Raw genomic sequence first — 14,340 nt, 5'->3', positions numbered from 1 at the left:
GCGGCGGCCGACGCCGGGGCGCGCTTCGGCGTCTCGCCCGGGCTCAGCAGTGCCTGCGTGACGGCGGCGGCCGGCCGCGAGCTGCCGTTCGTGCCCGGCGCGGTCACGCCGAGCGAGGTCGGCGGCTGTCTGGAGGCGGGCGCGCAGTTCGTCAAGTTCTTCCCGGCGGGCGCGTACGGGGGAGTGGCCACGCTCAAGGCCCTGGACGGGCCGTTCGGGTGGGCGGGCGTGCGGTTCATGCCGACCGGTGGGGTGCGCCCGGAGAACGCCGCGGAGTACCTGGCCCTGCCCAACGTGTTCGCCGTCGGCGGCACCTGGATCGCGCCGCGCGCCGACATCGTCGCAGGCGACTGGGACGCGATCGGCGAGCGCGCCCGCGCGGCCGCCACGCTGCGTCCGGGCGCCCCGCAGGCCTGACGGTGACCGCCGACCCGCCCCTGCTGGAGGCGGTGGCCGCGCGGGCGGAGCGGATGCGGCCCTCGGAACGGAAGGTCGCCGCCGCGCTCCTGCGGGACCCGACGGGCGCGCTCGGCATGAGCATGGCCGGACTGGCCGCGGCGGCGGGCGTCAGCGAGCCGACGGTCATGCGCTTCTGCACGGGGCTCGGGTTCGCGGGCTTCCGCTCGTTCACGCTCGGGCTGGCGCAGGCACTCGCGGTGGGCCTGCCCGTCACGCACTCGGCGATCGGGCCGGACGACCCGGTCGACGCGGTGGCGGCGAAGATCTTCGACCACACCCTGAGCAGCCTGGACCGGGCACGCCGGGCGTTGAACGCGGCCGCGGTCGCGGCGGCCGTCGACGCACTGCTCCGCGCGGGCCGGTTGCTCTTCGTGGGTCTCGGCGCGTCGGGCCTCATCGCGCAGGACGCGCTGCACAAGGCGATGCTGTTCGGCGTGCCGTGTGCGGCGCCCACCGACGTCCACCAGCAGTACATGGCGGCGGCCATGGCCACGGCGGACACCGTGGTCGTCGCGGTCTCGCACACCGGGCGCACGGCACCGGTGCTCGAGGTGGCGGCCCGCGCGCGGGTGAACGGCGCCGTGGTCGTCGCGATCACGGGCGCTCCCGGCCCGCTCGCCGAGCTCGCCGACGTCGCGCTGGTCGTGCGGACGTTCGAGGACACCGACATCCACACGCCGACCGTGAGCAGACTCGCGGGCCTCGTGGTGATCGACGTCCTCGCCACCTCCGTGGCCGTCCGCCGGGGGCCCGAGCACCTCGAGCGCCTGCGTGCGATGAAGGACGACCTCGCATCCTTCCGCGGCGGCGGCTGACCACGCGCGTTCAGTCGGGCAGTGCCTCCAGCCGCTCGGTCAGGAACCGGCGTTCGGCCGGGTTCGTCGCCAGCTCGAGCGCCCGCCGGTAGGCGGCCGCGGCCTCGGTGGTGCGGCCCAGCCGCCGCAGGAGGTCGGCCTGCGCGGCGTGGAGGAGCCGGTAGCGCTCCAGCCCGGTGATCCCGGCGAGCAGGTCCAGGCCGCGCTGTGGCCCTGCGACCATCGCCACGGCCACGGCGTGGTTGAGCGCCACCACCGGCGACGGGTGCCGCCGCAGCAGCTCGGCGTAGAGCGCCTCGATCTGCGGCCAGTCGGTGTCGGCCGCGGTCGGGGCGACCGCGTGCACGGCGGCGATGGCGGCCTGGAACTGGTACGGGCCCGGCCGCCCACGCCGCAGCGCGGTCTCCACGAGCGCGAGCCCTTCGTCGATCCGGTCGCGGTCCCAGCGGCTGCGGTCCTGGTCCTCGAGCAGCACCAGCGCGCCGTCCGGGTCGGTGCGGGTGCTGCGGCGCGAGTCCTGCAGCAGCATCAGGGCCACCAGTCCCAGCGGCTCGGCCTCGTCGGGCATGAGTGCGGCCAGCAGTTTGGCCAGCCGGATTGCCTCGGCGCACAGCTCCGGCCGGGTCAGCGCGTCGCCCGCGGTGCCGACGTAGCCCTCGGTGAAGATCAGGTAGAGGACGGCGAGCGCCGCCGCGAGCCGGTCGGGGAGCGCCGCATCGTCGGGCACGGCGAACCGGATCCCGGCGTCGCGGATCTTGCGCTTGGCCCGCACCAGCCGCTGGGCCATCGTCGCCTCGGTCACGAGGAAGGCCCTGGCGATCTGCGCGGCGGTGAGTCCGCCGACGGCCTGCAGGGTGAGCGCGACCCGCGCGTCCGCGGCGAGCGCGGGGTGGCAGCACGTGAACAGCAGGCTCAGCCGGTCGTCGCCGACGCGCACCAGCCCGTCCGGAAGCTCCTCCACCTCTGTTCCCCGGTCCTCGGCGGCCCGCGCGAGCTGGGCGTACTTGTCCTCCCCGACGCGGGCGCGGCGGAGGCGGTCCAGTGCGGACCGGCGGGCCACCGTGACGAGCCACGCCACCGGGTCGCGCGGCACACCGTCGGCGTCCCAGGTGCGCAGCGCCGCGGCGAACGCCTCCGACAGCGCGTCCTCGGCGAGCTCGAAGTCGCCGAGCCCGCGGATGAGGGCGGCGAGCAGGCGGGCGCGCTCGGCGCGGAACACCCGGTCGACGGCGACGACGGCGGGTTCGGCCACCTAGCGGGACACGGGTGGCATCGGCGCCTCTACGACCGGCCGGACCTCGATGCACCCCTCCGCCGCCATCGGGCACCGCGCCGCGTACCCGAGCGCCTCGTCGAGGTCGCGGCACTCGAGGAGGTAGTACCCGCCGAGGTGCTCGGCGGTCTCGGCGAACGGGCCGTCGGTCACGAGCGCCTCGCCGTCGCGCACCCGCATTGTGGTGGCGGTGTCGGTGTCGTGCAGGCGGTCGGCGGCCAGCAGCACGCCGTCGGCCGCGCACTGCGCCGTGAACGACTGCACGGCGGCGATCTTGGCGGCGTGTTCGGGGGTGCCGGGGTCGGGATGCTCGCACCCGTAGATCAACAGCATGTAGCGCATGAGGACACCTCCTGCGAAGCCCGCGGTCCACCCGGGACGGTAGCCGCGTCGGCAAGGACGGACCCGCGGACCGGAAATCGACACCGGCGCCGTGTCGAGTCCGGCGCTTCCAGTCCGTCCTCGGGTCGTCCGCACCACCGACGAAGGAGCGAGCGATGACCACGATCGACCACTACCGGCGTGCGCAGGACGGCTTCGACCGGATCGTCGCCACGCTGCCCGCCGACCGCTGGGACGACCCGTCCGCGTGCAGCGAGTGGAGCAACCGCGACGTGCTCGGCCACGTCGTCTGGGGGCAGCACCTCGTCCGGCACCTGGCGACGGGCGTGCCCTACGCCTCGGGCGCCGGGGCGCCCGGGGCGCCGAACCCCGGGCAGCTGATCCCGTCCGACCCGGTCGGCACCTGGCGCGCGGCCCGCGCGGCGAGCGTCGCGACGCTGACCCCGGACGCGCTCGCTCGCGTCGTCCGAATGCGGGCGTTCGGGGAGATCCCGCTGGAGGGGTTCGTGATCGCGCTGGTGACCGACTTCCTCGCCCACGCCTGGGACATCGGGGCGCCCGCCGGGCTCGAGGTCCGGCTGGACCCGGACCTCGTGCCGGGCTGCTTCGCGTGGGCGCGCACGAACGACCTGCGCGTGCCGGGCGGGGTGGGCCCCGAGGTGACGCCACCGCCCGGCGCGGATGAGCAGACGCGCTTCCTGGCCTTCCTGGGACGCGACGCCGCGATGGCCGTCAGTCGCTGACCAGCGACCGCTGCAGCAGTACGGTGTCGAGCGTGCGTCCGTGCTTGACGCCGACCCCGCGCAACCTGCCCGCGTCGGTGAAGCCGCGACTGCGGTGCAGCGCGACCGACGCCGGGTCGCCGGTGTCGACCACGACGGCGAGGACCTGCCGGACGTCCGCCTGCCCGCACGCGGTGAGCAGGGCGTCCAGCAGGCGCCCGCCGATCCCGCGGCCGGCCGCCCACGGCGCCACGTAGATCGAGTCCTCGACGGTGCCGTGGTAGGCGGGCCGGGTGCGCCACGGCGTGCAGTAGGCGTAGCCGGCCGCCCTGCCGTCCACCTCCGCCAGGAGGAACGGCAGGCCGGCCGCGGTGACGTGCTCGTGGCGGCGGAGCCATTCGGCCCGGTCGGGCGGCTCGAGCTCGAAGGTCACCAGGCTGTCGGAGACGAACGGGGTGTAGATGCCCGCGACGGCGTCGAGGTCCTCCGGCCGCGCCGGACGCACCACCACGGCGGCGGGCGCTTCCGCTATAGCGAAATCACTCACTACTATAGAGTACATGGATCTCATCGCGCTGGGGCGGCGCGTCCAGGCGGCCCGGCTCGATCGTGGCCTGACCCTGCAGGACGTCGCTGCAGCGTCCGGGGTCAGCGTGAGCATGCTGTCGTCGGTGGAGCGCGGTGCGAAGGCGCCGACGGTGGTGGTGCTCGACCGGGTCGCGAGCGGCCTCGGCGTCCCGCTGGCCCGGCTCCTCGCCGAGTCCGACGCGGACCGGGTGGTGGTGCGCAGGCGGGCCGAGCACGAGGTGGTGCACGAGGCGGGCGGCTGGGCGCGGACGATCCTCACGCCGGTCGTCCCCGGCGTGAACTTCGAGTGGGTGCGCACCACGCTGCCGTCCGGATGCGACGCCGGCGCGTTCCCGGCCTACGCCGCCGGTTCGCACGAGTTCGTCGTCGTCGACGCGGGCGAGCTGACCCTGACGCTCGACGCGCGCGAGGTCGTGCTCGGTGCGGGCGACGTCGTGTACTTCGCCGCGGACGTCGCGCACCGCTATGCCAACCGGGGCGCGGTGGACTGCTCGTACCAGGTGGCAGCGCTGATCATGCGGTCGCGCGGACGACGCGGGTGAGCGGTCGCGAGCGGTGAAACGTGCGACGCACGGCACCAGAAAACCTACCACCATTAGAAATCCGGCATTGACGACCTTCTCGTCATGAGCCTAGGGTCGGGTAACCCCACGGAATGAAACGTTTCAGTTCCGCGTCCCGAGGAGTGCTTCGATGACGAGCTCCACCCCGGCCCCCGCCGCGGTGCCCCGCGCCGCATGGCGGACCGCCGTGCTCGGCGGGATGGCGTCCTACATGGACGCCGCCACGATCGTCTCCACCGGCACCGCATTGGTGCTGTTCCAGCCTGCGCTCGGCCTCACCCCGTGGGACATCGGCGCTCTGTCCGCCCTGCTCACCCTCGGGCTCGCCATCGGCGCGCTGCTCGGCGGGCGGCTCGGCGACCTGCTCGGGCGCCGCCGCGTCTTCACCGTCGACCTGGTCGTCTTCGTCGTCGGGCTCGCGCTGCTGGTGGGTGCGGTCAACACCCCGATGCTCTACGCCGGCGTGGTCATCGCCGGGCTGGCGATGGGCGCCGACATCCCGACGTCGCTGGCGCTCATCGCCGAGGAGGCCCCGCGGGGGCAGCGCGGCAGGCTGGTCGCGTTCTCCCAGCTGCTCTGGGTGGGCGGCATCATCGGCGCCGTCGTGTTCAGCGCGCTGTTCTCGGGGCTGGGCACGCTCGGCGCCCGGCTGCTGTACGCCCACATGCTCGTGGTCGCACTCGTCGTGCTCGTCCTGCGGCGCAGGCTCGTCGAGTCGCAGGAGTGGCGGGCCGCCCGCGCCGAGCAGCCCGCCGTGGAGGTCGAGGGCGCCATCTCCGGCAGCTCGCTGCGGCACCTCATGCGTGGCCCGCTGCTGGCCGCCGTGGTCGCCACGGGCCTCTACTACGGCATCGGCAACCTCGCCGCCAACACCTTCGGCCAGTTCCAGACCTACCTGTTCGTCAACGTCGCCGGCACGTCGGTGACCAGCGCGAGCCTGATCGGCCTGCTCGGCTTCCCGGTCGGGTTGGTCGGCGCGGTCGTGTTCATGCGGGTGGCCGACCGGCCGTCGCGGATGCGCTGGTTCGCCTTCGGGGCGGTGCTGCTCTGCGGGGGCACGGCGGTCCCCTTGGTGTTCGGCATCAGCCTCACCACACTGATCATCATGGCACTGGCGTCCGGGCTCGGTGGCCCGTTCGCGGGCGAGGCGATCTACAAGGTGTGGTCGCAGGAGCTGTTCCCGACGCTGCTGCGCGGTTCCGCCCAGGGCATCACGATCGCCTTCACCCGCATCCTCGCCGCCGCGTTCGCGTTCGTCACCCCGGCCATCGCGGCCGCCAACGCCAGTGCGCTCATCGGCATCTGTTCACGGTGAACCTCGTCGCCGCACTCATCGGCGGGCTGTGGGTGGCCCGGCTGAAGCCGGCCGCCCCGGACGCCTCGCCCCTCCCGTCCGACCCGACCCGCACCCAGCCCGTGGAGGCGAAGTGACCCTGCAGGACGTCGTACCCACGCCCGTCCGGTTCGAGCACCGGGAGACCGGCTTCGGCCTGGGCACCGCGACCCCGCGGCTGTCCTGGCAGCTGCCCTCCGCTCCGCCCGGGTTCGCGGCCACTGCGGCCGAGCTGGAGCTGACCGACCTCGACACCCGGGAGGTCACGGCGGCGCGGGTCGAGTCCGCCGAGCAGGTGCTCGTGCGGTGGCCGTTCCCGCCGCTGCCCGCGCGCGCCCGCGCCGCCGTCCGGGTGCGGGTGGCCGCCGGGGCCGACCACACGGCGTGGAGCGAGCCCGCGCAGCTGGAGACCACGCTGCTGGACGCCGCCGACTGGACCGCCCGGTTCGTCTCGCCGCGGGCCATCGGGCGCATCGGCGACCCGGCCCCGGTCCTGTGCGCCGATGTCGACCTGCCGGACGGGATCGTCCGCGCACGGCTGCACGTCACCGCGCTGGGCCTGCACGTCACCACGATCAACGGGCGCCGCGCCACCGACGAGGAGCTCGCCCCGGGCTGGACCGCGTACGCGGACCGGCTGCGGTTCCGCACCCACGACGTCACCGAGCTGGTCCGCGCGGGCCGAAACGCGCTCGAGATCCTGCTCGGCAACGGCTGGTACCGCGGCAGGCTCGGCTGGGGTGGCCGCCGGGCCCACTACGGCGACCGCCTCGCCGCGCTGGCCCAGCTGGAGGTCACCGCCGCCGACGGCACCGTCACGACGTTCGGCACCGACGGCACCTGGACCGCCCGCCCGAGCGGGGTGCTCGCCGACGACCTCTACGACGGGCAGACCACCGATCTGCGCAGCGGCCCCGACGGGCCCGCCGACCCGGTCGACGTGCTCGACGAGGATCTCGGCAGGCTCGTCGCGCCGCTCGGTCCGCCGGTGCGAGCGGTGGCGACGGTCCCGGCCGTCGCGGTGACGCGCTCGCCGTCGGGCAACCAGCTGGTCGACTTCGGGGAGAACCTGGTCGGGTGGGTGCGGCTGCGGGTCCGCGGCGGCGCCCCGGGGCAGGAGGTGACGATCCGGCACGCCGAGGTGCTCGAGCGCGGCGAGCTGGGCGTCCGGCCGCTGCGCTCGGCGCAGGCCACCGACGGCTGGCTGCTCGCGGGCGGGGCCGAGGAGGTGCTCGAGCCGTCGCTGACCTTCCACGGCTTCCGCTATGCCGAGATCACCGGCGTGGACGTCACGGCCGCGGACGTCGAGGCCGTCGTGCTCAGCTCCGACCTGCGGCCCACCGGCACGTTCACCTGTTCCGAACCGGACGTGGTGCGGCTGCACGAGAACGTCGTGCGGAGCATGCGCGGGAACTTCGTCGACGTCCCCACCGACTGCCCGCAGCGCGACGAGCGGCTCGGCTGGACCGGCGACATCCAGGTGTTCGCCCCGACGGCCACCTTCGTCGCCGACTCGGCCGGGTTCCTGGCCTCGTGGCTGCGCGACCTCGCCGCCGACCAGCACGCGGACGGCTCGGTGCCGTTCGTGGTGCCCGACGTGCTGCGCGATCCCGGCCCGGCCGCGGCGGCGTGGGGCGACGCGGCGACGATCGTCCCGTGGACGCTGTACGAGCGCTACGGGGACGCCGGGGTGCTCGCCGACCAGTTCGACAGCATGCGCGCGTGGGTGGACCGGCAGGCGCAGCTCGCGGGGGAGGACCACGTCTGGGCCGGCGGGTTCCAGTTCGGCGACTGGCTCGACCCGGACGCCCCGCCGGAGGCGCCGTGGGCGGCCAAGGCCGACCCCGACCTCGTGGCGAGCGCGCACCTCGTCCGGTCCGCCGAGATCGTCGCGGACGCCGCCCGCGTGCTGGGCCGCGACGCCGACGCGCGCCGCTACGGCGACCTGGCCGCCGTGGCGCGGGCCGCGTTCGCCCGCGAGTACGTCACGCCGCGCGGGCGGCTGCTCAGCGACGCCCCCACCGCGTACGCCCTCGCGCTGGTCTGGGACCTCGTGCCCGAGCCCGAGCAGCGTGCCGCCGCCGGCCGCAGGCTCGCGGACCTGGTGCGCGGCGGCGGGTTCCGCATCGGCACCGGGTTCGTCGGCACCCCGCTGATCTGCGACGCGCTGGTGCGCGCGGGCGAGCCCGCGGTCGCGTACCGGATGCTGCTGGAGCGCGCCTGCCCGTCGTGGCTCTACCCGGTGTCGATGGGGGCGACGACGATCTGGGAGCGCTGGGACAGCATGCTCCCGGACGGGTCGATCAACCCCGGTGAGATGACGTCGTTCAACCACTACGCGCTCGGCGCGGTGGCCGACTGGCTGCACCGCACCGTCGCCGGGCTGGCCCCGGCCGCGCCCGGCTACCGGGAGATCGTCGTCGCGCCGCTGCCCGGCGGCGGGCTCACCTCCGCCGCGGCCACGCACGAGACGCCCTACGGCACCGCCGCCGTCGCCTGGGAGCGGGCCGACGGCACCTTCCGCCTCGAGGTGCAGGTGCCGGTGGGCGCGCACGCGACCGTCCACGTGCCGGGGGCCGACGGGCCGCAGCGGGTCGGGCACGGCAGCCACCGGTGGGAGGTCGCCGATCCCACGCCGGCCCCGCGCCCGCTGCGCACAGTGCGCGACGCGGTCGACGACGCCGCGCTGTGGGCGGACGTGACCGCCGCCGCTGCGGAGTTCGGCATGGACGAGGCGTCCGCGCCGATCGACATCCGGATCGGCCGGTTCCTCGACCGGCCCGTGTCGGAGCTCGCCCCCGCGCTGGCCCCGCCCGGGCTCGTCCCGCACGCGGAGCAGGTGCACAAGCGGGTCGCGGAGATCCTGGCCCGCCGGGGCGCCGGGGGCTGAGCCCGCGCGTTCCCGCCGTCCCCGGATTGCAGCAAAGCCACTTTCACGCAACGAGGTGGCAGGAAAGTGGCTTCGCTGAGCACTCGTGACGAGTGCGGCGCCGGCGGCGCCGAACGCCGGGCTCGATCCACGGCGGGACGCGGGCGAGTCGACGTGAGCGGGGTGACCGGATCGCCCGGAGCCCGCTCAGGTCGACCTCGACCGTGCGGCGACGGCGTGCTCGGGCCGAACTCCGTGCGGGCCGCGGCCGCGGTTGCGAGCGTCAGGGTGCGGTATGGGCCGCCACGAACTCGCGCAGCAGCGCCCGGGTGGCCGCGGGGCGTTCCCGCCATGGTTGATGTCCGGCGCCGTCCAGCACCGCGAGCCGCGCGGACGGCAGCGCGTCGACCAGCGCCTCGACCCCCGCGACCGGGCGCGGATCGGCCGCGCCGTGGATCGCCAGCACCGGGGCGGTCACGCGGGCGCACGCGGTGCGTTCCGCGTCCGCCCGCGCATCGGTCTCGGCGTTGAGCGCCCGGTTGCACTCGCGGTTCAGCGGGAGCGGGGTGGCGGCGTCGGCCGCGGCCAGCTCCCACCGCCTTTCGGGGTCGGCGAAGTCCGGCAGCCAGCAGAACGTGCGCCACTCCACCTCCTCCGGCCACGACCGGTCCCGCTGCTGCAGCGCGTCCCGCCGGGCGCGCTGCGCGGGGGTGAGCCGCGCCCGCGCCCGCTCGCGGTGGGCCGCGCGGTGGCCCGGCCAGTCCAGGCCCACGCCGCTGCAGTACACGAGCCCGGCGACGCGCTCCGGACGGGCGGCGGCGTATGCCAGCCCGAGCGTGGCCCCGAAGGAGTGCCCGACGACGAACCACCGGTCGTGCCCGAAGTGCGCGCGCAGCTCGTCGAGGTCGGCGACGAACCGGTCCAGCCGGAAGTCGGTGTCCGGCGCCGAGCGCCCGCACCCGCGCTGGTCGTACCGGTGGGTGCCGGCGAGCCCGGCGAGCATCCCCGCGAGCGGGCCGAGGTGGTCCCACATCCCCGGGCCGCCGTGCACGAATACCGCGGCCGGGCGCCCGGCCTCGGGGGCCGATCGGGTCCACAACCGCGCCCCGTCGGAGAGCCGGACCTCCTCGGTCACCGCGTGCGGCACCCGACCATCATGCCGCGCCGAACGCCCTCGCCACGGCCAGGCTGTCCTCGTAGACGTGGTGGCGGGTAATCAGCCCGTCCTCCACGGTCACGTGCAGTGCGAAGGCGGCCACGTAGCTGCGGCCGGTCGGCTTCGCGGTGTTGCGGAACTCGCCCGTGACGACCGCGTCGGCGCCGTCCACCAGCACCGCCGAGACGGTGGCGGTGCTCTCCTCCGGCACGTGGTGCTCGGCGATCAGCCGGTAGTGCTCGGCCACCCCGGCACGGGTGGAGCGGTGCCGGATCCAGGGGACCGTGTCGGCGTAGTCGCCGTCGGGCCAGTCCAGCATCCATGCCACCTGCTCGGCGTACAGCTCGGCGATTCGGTCCGGGTCGCCGGCCGCAACGCGGCGGAGCAGTTCGTCGATCGTCTCCCTGGTGTCCACGTGATCATCATGCGCCGGAGCCCGGCACCGGTCGATGACCCCGGAGGTAAGCGGAACGGTCGACGCCAGGACGTGCCGGTCTTCGCGATCCAGAACATAGTGGCGGCATGCCCACGCACACCGCTGACGCCGTCGTGATCGGGGGCGGGCACAACGGCCTGGTGGCGGCCGCCGTGCTCGCCGACGCGGGCTGGGACGTCTGCCTGCTCGAGTCCACCCACCAGGTGGGCGGCGCGATCCGGTCGACCGAGCTGTACCCGGGGTTCACCGCCGACCTGTTCAGCGCGTTCTACCCGCTCTCGGCCGCGTCCCCGGTGCTGCGCTCGCTGGAGCTGGAGCAGCACGGGCTGCGCTGGTCGCACGCCCCGAGCGTGCTGGCCCACCCGCCTCGGCCCGACGGGGGGCCCGCCGCCGTGCTGCACCGCGACCGCGAGCGCACGGCGGCCGGTCTCGCCGACCACGACCCGCGCGACGGCGACGCCTGGCTGAAGCTGTGCGCGCAGTGGGACGAGATCGGCGAGACGTTCCTGCGGACCATGTTCACCGCGTTCCCCCCGGTGCGCGGACCGGTGCAGCTGCTGCGGCGCATCGGCACCGCGGAGGCGCTGCGGCTCGCCCGGTTCCTCGCGCTGCCGGTGAAGCGGATGGGGGAGGAGCTGTTCGCCTCGGAGGCGGGCCGCCTGTTGCTGGCGGGCAACGCGCTGCACGCCGACGTCCCCCCGGACGCCCCGGTCAGCGGGGTGTTCGGCTGGCTGCTCGCGATGCTGGGCCAGCAGCACGGCTTCCCGACGCCGGTGGGCGGCACGGGCGAGCTCGCCGCCGCGCTGGCCGCGCGGGCGGGCGCTGCGGGAGCCGACGTCCGCACCGGCGAGCACGTGGAGCGGATCGAGGTCAGCAGGGGCCGCGCCGTCGCCGTGCACACCGCGGGCGGGCTCACCGTCCGGGCCCGGCGCGCGGTGATCGCCGACGTCAACGCCCCGGACCTGTACCGGCGGTTGCTCCCCGCCGACGCGGTCCCGGCGCGGCTGCACGCCGACCTGGAGCGGTTCGCCTGGGACACGGCGGTCGTGAAGGTCAACTGGGCGCTCGACGGGCCGATCCCGTGGCGGTCCCGGGAGGTCGGGGAGGCAGGCACCGTGCACGTCGGCGTCGACGAGCTCGGCATGGCGGCGTGGTCGGGGGACATCGAGGCGAGGCGGCTCCCGGATCCGCCGTTCCTGCTGGTCGGGCAGATGACCACGGCCGACCCCGCGCACTCGCCCGCCGGCACCGAGAGCGCGTGGGCCTACACCCACCTCCCGCGCGGCATGGACGACGACGCCGCGGCCGACGAGCTCGCCAAACGCGTCGACGCGGTGCTGGAGGAGTTCGCCCCCGGCTTCGGGGCCCGCGTGCTCGACCGCACCGTCCAACGACCCGGCGACCTGCAGGCGGCCGACCCGAACCTCGTGCACGGTGCGGTCAACGGGGGGTCGGCGCAGCTGTTCCAGCAGTTCGTGTTCCGCCCGGTGCCCGGCCTCGGCCGCCCCGAGACGGTCGTCGGTGGCCTCTACCTGGGCAGCGCGTCCGCCCATCCCGGCGGGGGAGTGCACGGGGTGTGCGGGTGGCTCGCGGCCCGCGCCGCACTGGGCGAGCAGGGCACGTTCGGGTTCGTACGGCGCCGGGTCACGTCGGCGGCGCTCGAGCTCGTCTACCGGGATCCGCCCTCGGCGAGGTAGGCGAGCCTGCGCAGCGTCTCCCCGTTGCGCGTGCCGATCAGGGCGGCGCGCACGGGGTAGGGCAGCAGCTTCGTGGGCCCGCTGATCACGTCCTCCTTCATCACGACCTCGCAGTGCTCACCGGGCCGCGGCTCGAGCAGGATCTGGATCTCGACCTCGCCCATCGGCCACCCCCGGCCGCGCATCACGAGCTCCTTGTGCGGGGTGGAGGCCACCACCCGGGTCGTGTCGTTCAGCATCACCGGCCACCCGCCGAGCGAGTGGTGCAGCTCGGAGCCCACCGCGGGCCAGCTGTCGTCCACGGCCCGCATCCGGGACGCGCCCACGACCCAGGAGGGATAGAGCCACCCGTCGGACAACACGCCCCAGACCGAGGCGACGGGAGCCTTGATCTCACGACGGACGTCGACCATGGCGGTGAGCGTATGGCGGCCGACCTGTCCTGTCAGCGCGAGAGAGCGCGGCCCACCCGGGCGGCGCTCTTGACCCCACCCTTCCGAGGGGCATGATCGGACCGGCCACATCGTCGTGGGGAGGAGCGCACATGTCGGAGGACGGGCTCGTCCGCGTGCTGGGTCGCGCGGACACGTTCGCCGTCGGGTTCGGCGCCATGATCGGCTTCGGGTGGGTCGTGCTGGTCGGCGGCTGGCTCGAGGAGGCGGGGCCGCTCGGTGCGGTCCTCGCGTTCGCCGGTGGCGGCCTGGTGATGGTCCTGGTCGGCCTGACCTACGCCGAGCTCGTCTCGGCGATGCCGAAGGCGGGCGGGGAGCACCACTACGTGCTGCGCGCGCTCGGCTCCCGGTGGGCGTTCGTGGCGTCCTGGGCGATCACGCTCGGGTACGTGTCGGTGGTCGCGTTCGAGGCCGTCGCGCTGCCGCAGACCGCGCTCTACCTGGTGCCGGACCTCAACGCCGGTCTCCTGTGGACGGTGGCGGGCTATGACGTGTACGCCACGTGGGCACTGGTCGGCATCGGCGGCGCGGTACTCGTGACCGCGGTGAACTACATCGGCATCCGGCCGGCGAGCTTCCTGCAGGTCGTCGCCGTCGCCTTCCTCATGGGGGTGGCCGTCGTGCTGCTCGCCGGGATGGCGGTCGGCGGCGACGGCGCGCACCTGCAGCCCTGGCTCGACGGCGGCCTGGCAGGGTTCGTCGGCGTGCTCGTCGCGACGCCGTTCCTGTTCGTCGGGTTCGACGTGATCCCGCAGTCGGCGGAGGAGATCAAGATCCCGCACCGGCAGATCGGCGCGCTGCTCGTGATCTCGGTGCTGACGGCCACCGCGTTCTACATCGCGATCATCATCGGGGTCGGCTCGGCGCTGCCCCGCGGCGAGCTCGCCGCGTCGGAACTGGCCGCCGCCGACGGGATGGCGGCGCTGTGGAACAGCCCGGCGATGGGCACGGTTCTCGTGCTCGGCGGCATCGCCGGCATCCTCACCAGCTGGAACGGCTTCCTCAATGGGGGCCAGCCGGCTGCTCTACGCGATGGCCGACTCCGGGATGCTGCCGCGCTGGTTCGCCCACCTGCACCCGCGCTACCGCACGCCCACCCACGCCCTGCTGTTCATCGGTGCCCTGTCGGCGGTCGCGCCGCTGTTCGGCGAGCAGATGCTCGTCTGGCTCGTGGACGCGGGCGGGGTCAACATCGTCGTCGCGTTCTTCCTGGTCGCGATCGCGTTCCTGGTGCTGCGCAGCCGCGAGCCGGAGATGGCCCGGCCGTTCCGGGTGGCGTCGGGCCGTGTCATCGGGGCGCTGGCCGCATTGGCGAGCCTCACGCTGGCCGCGCTCTACCTGCCCGGGATGCCCGCGGCGCTGATCTGGCCGGCCGAGTGGATCATCGTGGGCGTCTGGTGGCTCGTCGGGCTGTACTTCCTCACGAGGCTGCCGAAGGTGGCCCCCGGCCCCGACGCCCACCGCGAGCTCCACCGCTGACGACGGCGGGCGGCCGTAGGCGAGGGCGGGGATTGCAGCAAAGTCCCCCATGGCCTTCGGCCGCCACGAGGTATGAGAATCGGGTCGGGTCCGGCTGAGCTCGGTTGGCATTGGTGCGTCTAGCCCGAAGCAAAGTCTGAGGCCTGGGGGCCTTCC

The 14,340-nt window shown here is 74.7% G+C and carries 14 protein-coding genes and 1 pseudogene; 9 read left to right on the top strand and 6 right to left on the bottom strand.

Annotated elements, in window-relative coordinates; all coding sequences use genetic code 11:
* Window positions 1-417: beta/alpha barrel domain-containing protein (locus tag KME75_RS33660; RefSeq protein ID WP_504739531.1), on the top strand; the 417-nt coding region annotated here is incomplete at its 5' end.
* Window positions 418-419: 2 nt separating this feature from the next.
* The gene (locus tag KME75_RS33655) at window positions 420-1,274 is read left to right on the top strand and encodes an SIS domain-containing protein (RefSeq protein ID WP_219418984.1); all 855 of its coding nucleotides are present in this window, start codon (window positions 420-422) and stop codon (window positions 1,272-1,274) included.
* Window positions 1,275-1,284: 10 nt separating this feature from the next.
* Here the strand turns inward: KME75_RS33655 and KME75_RS33650 are convergent, their stop codons facing one another.
* Together KME75_RS33650 and KME75_RS33645 are read right to left on the bottom strand one after the other, a co-directional pair.
* Window positions 1,285-2,526, bottom strand: a complete 1,242-nt coding sequence (locus tag KME75_RS33650; RefSeq protein ID WP_219418983.1) for an RNA polymerase sigma factor — start codon at window positions 2,524-2,526, stop codon at window positions 1,285-1,287.
* Entirely contained in the window at window positions 2,527-2,889 is a 363-nt protein-coding gene (locus KME75_RS33645) for a YciI family protein (RefSeq protein WP_219418982.1), read from the bottom strand. It lies immediately after the preceding gene.
* A 155-nt stretch (window positions 2,890-3,044) separates the two neighbouring features.
* Between KME75_RS33645 and KME75_RS33640 the strand changes: the two genes are divergently transcribed.
* Window positions 3,045-3,632, top strand: coding sequence for a TIGR03086 family metal-binding protein (locus KME75_RS33640; protein ID WP_219418981.1), 588 nt, complete (start codon window positions 3,045-3,047; stop codon window positions 3,630-3,632).
* Here KME75_RS33640 and KME75_RS33635 read toward each other — a convergent pair.
* Window positions 3,622-4,158: a GNAT family N-acetyltransferase gene (locus KME75_RS33635; protein ID WP_308283319.1), complete on the bottom strand. Its 537-nt coding sequence runs from the start codon at window positions 4,156-4,158 to the stop codon at window positions 3,622-3,624. The genes KME75_RS33640 and KME75_RS33635 overlap by 11 nt on opposite strands.
* A 13-nt stretch (window positions 4,159-4,171) precedes the next feature.
* Between KME75_RS33635 and KME75_RS33630 the strand changes: the two genes are divergently transcribed.
* The 3 genes from KME75_RS33630 to KME75_RS33620 all read left to right on the top strand — a co-directional run bounded on the left by KME75_RS33630 (window position 4,172) and on the right by KME75_RS33620 (window position 8,985).
* Window positions 4,172-4,741 (top strand): helix-turn-helix domain-containing protein, encoded by a 570-nt coding sequence (locus KME75_RS33630; RefSeq protein ID WP_219418979.1) that lies wholly within the window; start codon window positions 4,172-4,174, stop codon window positions 4,739-4,741.
* A 151-nt stretch (window positions 4,742-4,892) separates the two neighbouring features.
* Window positions 4,893-6,077: an MFS transporter gene (locus KME75_RS33625; RefSeq protein WP_219418978.1), complete on the top strand. Its 1,185-nt coding sequence runs from the start codon at window positions 4,893-4,895 to the stop codon at window positions 6,075-6,077.
* Window positions 6,078-6,189: 112 nt separating this feature from the next.
* Window positions 6,190-8,985 (top strand): family 78 glycoside hydrolase catalytic domain, encoded by a 2,796-nt coding sequence (locus KME75_RS33620; RefSeq protein ID WP_308283318.1) that lies wholly within the window; start codon window positions 6,190-6,192, stop codon window positions 8,983-8,985.
* A gap of 262 nt (window positions 8,986-9,247) precedes the next feature.
* Here the strand turns inward: KME75_RS33620 and KME75_RS33615 are convergent, their stop codons facing one another.
* Both KME75_RS33615 and KME75_RS33610 read right to left on the bottom strand, forming a co-directional pair.
* Window positions 9,248-10,111: an alpha/beta fold hydrolase gene (locus KME75_RS33615; RefSeq protein ID WP_219418977.1), complete on the bottom strand. Its 864-nt coding sequence runs from the start codon at window positions 10,109-10,111 to the stop codon at window positions 9,248-9,250.
* A gap of 7 nt (window positions 10,112-10,118) precedes the next feature.
* A complete protein-coding gene (locus KME75_RS33610) occupies window positions 10,119-10,535 on the bottom strand; it encodes a nuclear transport factor 2 family protein (protein ID WP_219418976.1) in 417 nt (138 codons plus the stop codon).
* 107 nt (window positions 10,536-10,642) lie between these two features.
* On the opposite strand from KME75_RS33610, the gene KME75_RS33605 reads away from it, so the two are divergent.
* The gene (locus KME75_RS33605; protein WP_219418975.1) at window positions 10,643-12,253 is read left to right on the top strand and encodes a phytoene desaturase family protein; all 1,611 of its coding nucleotides are present in this window, start codon (window positions 10,643-10,645) and stop codon (window positions 12,251-12,253) included.
* Here the strand turns inward: KME75_RS33605 and KME75_RS33600 are convergent.
* Window positions 12,226-12,666, bottom strand: a complete 441-nt coding sequence (locus KME75_RS33600) for an SRPBCC family protein (RefSeq protein WP_219418974.1) — start codon at window positions 12,664-12,666, stop codon at window positions 12,226-12,228. The two genes, KME75_RS33605 and KME75_RS33600, sit on opposite strands and share 28 nt — an antisense overlap.
* A gap of 92 nt (window positions 12,667-12,758) precedes the next feature.
* Here KME75_RS33600 and KME75_RS45305 point away from each other — a divergent pair.
* Both KME75_RS45305 and KME75_RS45300 read left to right on the top strand, forming a co-directional pair.
* A pseudogene (locus KME75_RS45305) lies at window positions 12,759-13,643 on the top strand (APC family permease); the annotation flags it as partial.
* A 67-nt stretch (window positions 13,644-13,710) separates the two neighbouring features.
* A complete protein-coding gene (locus tag KME75_RS45300) occupies window positions 13,711-14,184 on the top strand; it encodes an APC family permease (RefSeq protein WP_281424800.1) in 474 nt (157 codons plus the stop codon).
* Window positions 14,185-14,340: the final 156 nt, after the last annotated feature.

The organism is Pseudonocardia nigra (assembly GCF_019396355.1).
In the GTDB taxonomy this organism is placed as follows: Bacteria; Actinomycetota; Actinomycetes; order Mycobacteriales; family Pseudonocardiaceae; genus Pseudonocardia; species Pseudonocardia nigra.
This window is presented reverse-complemented; position numbering and strand designations above follow the sequence as displayed.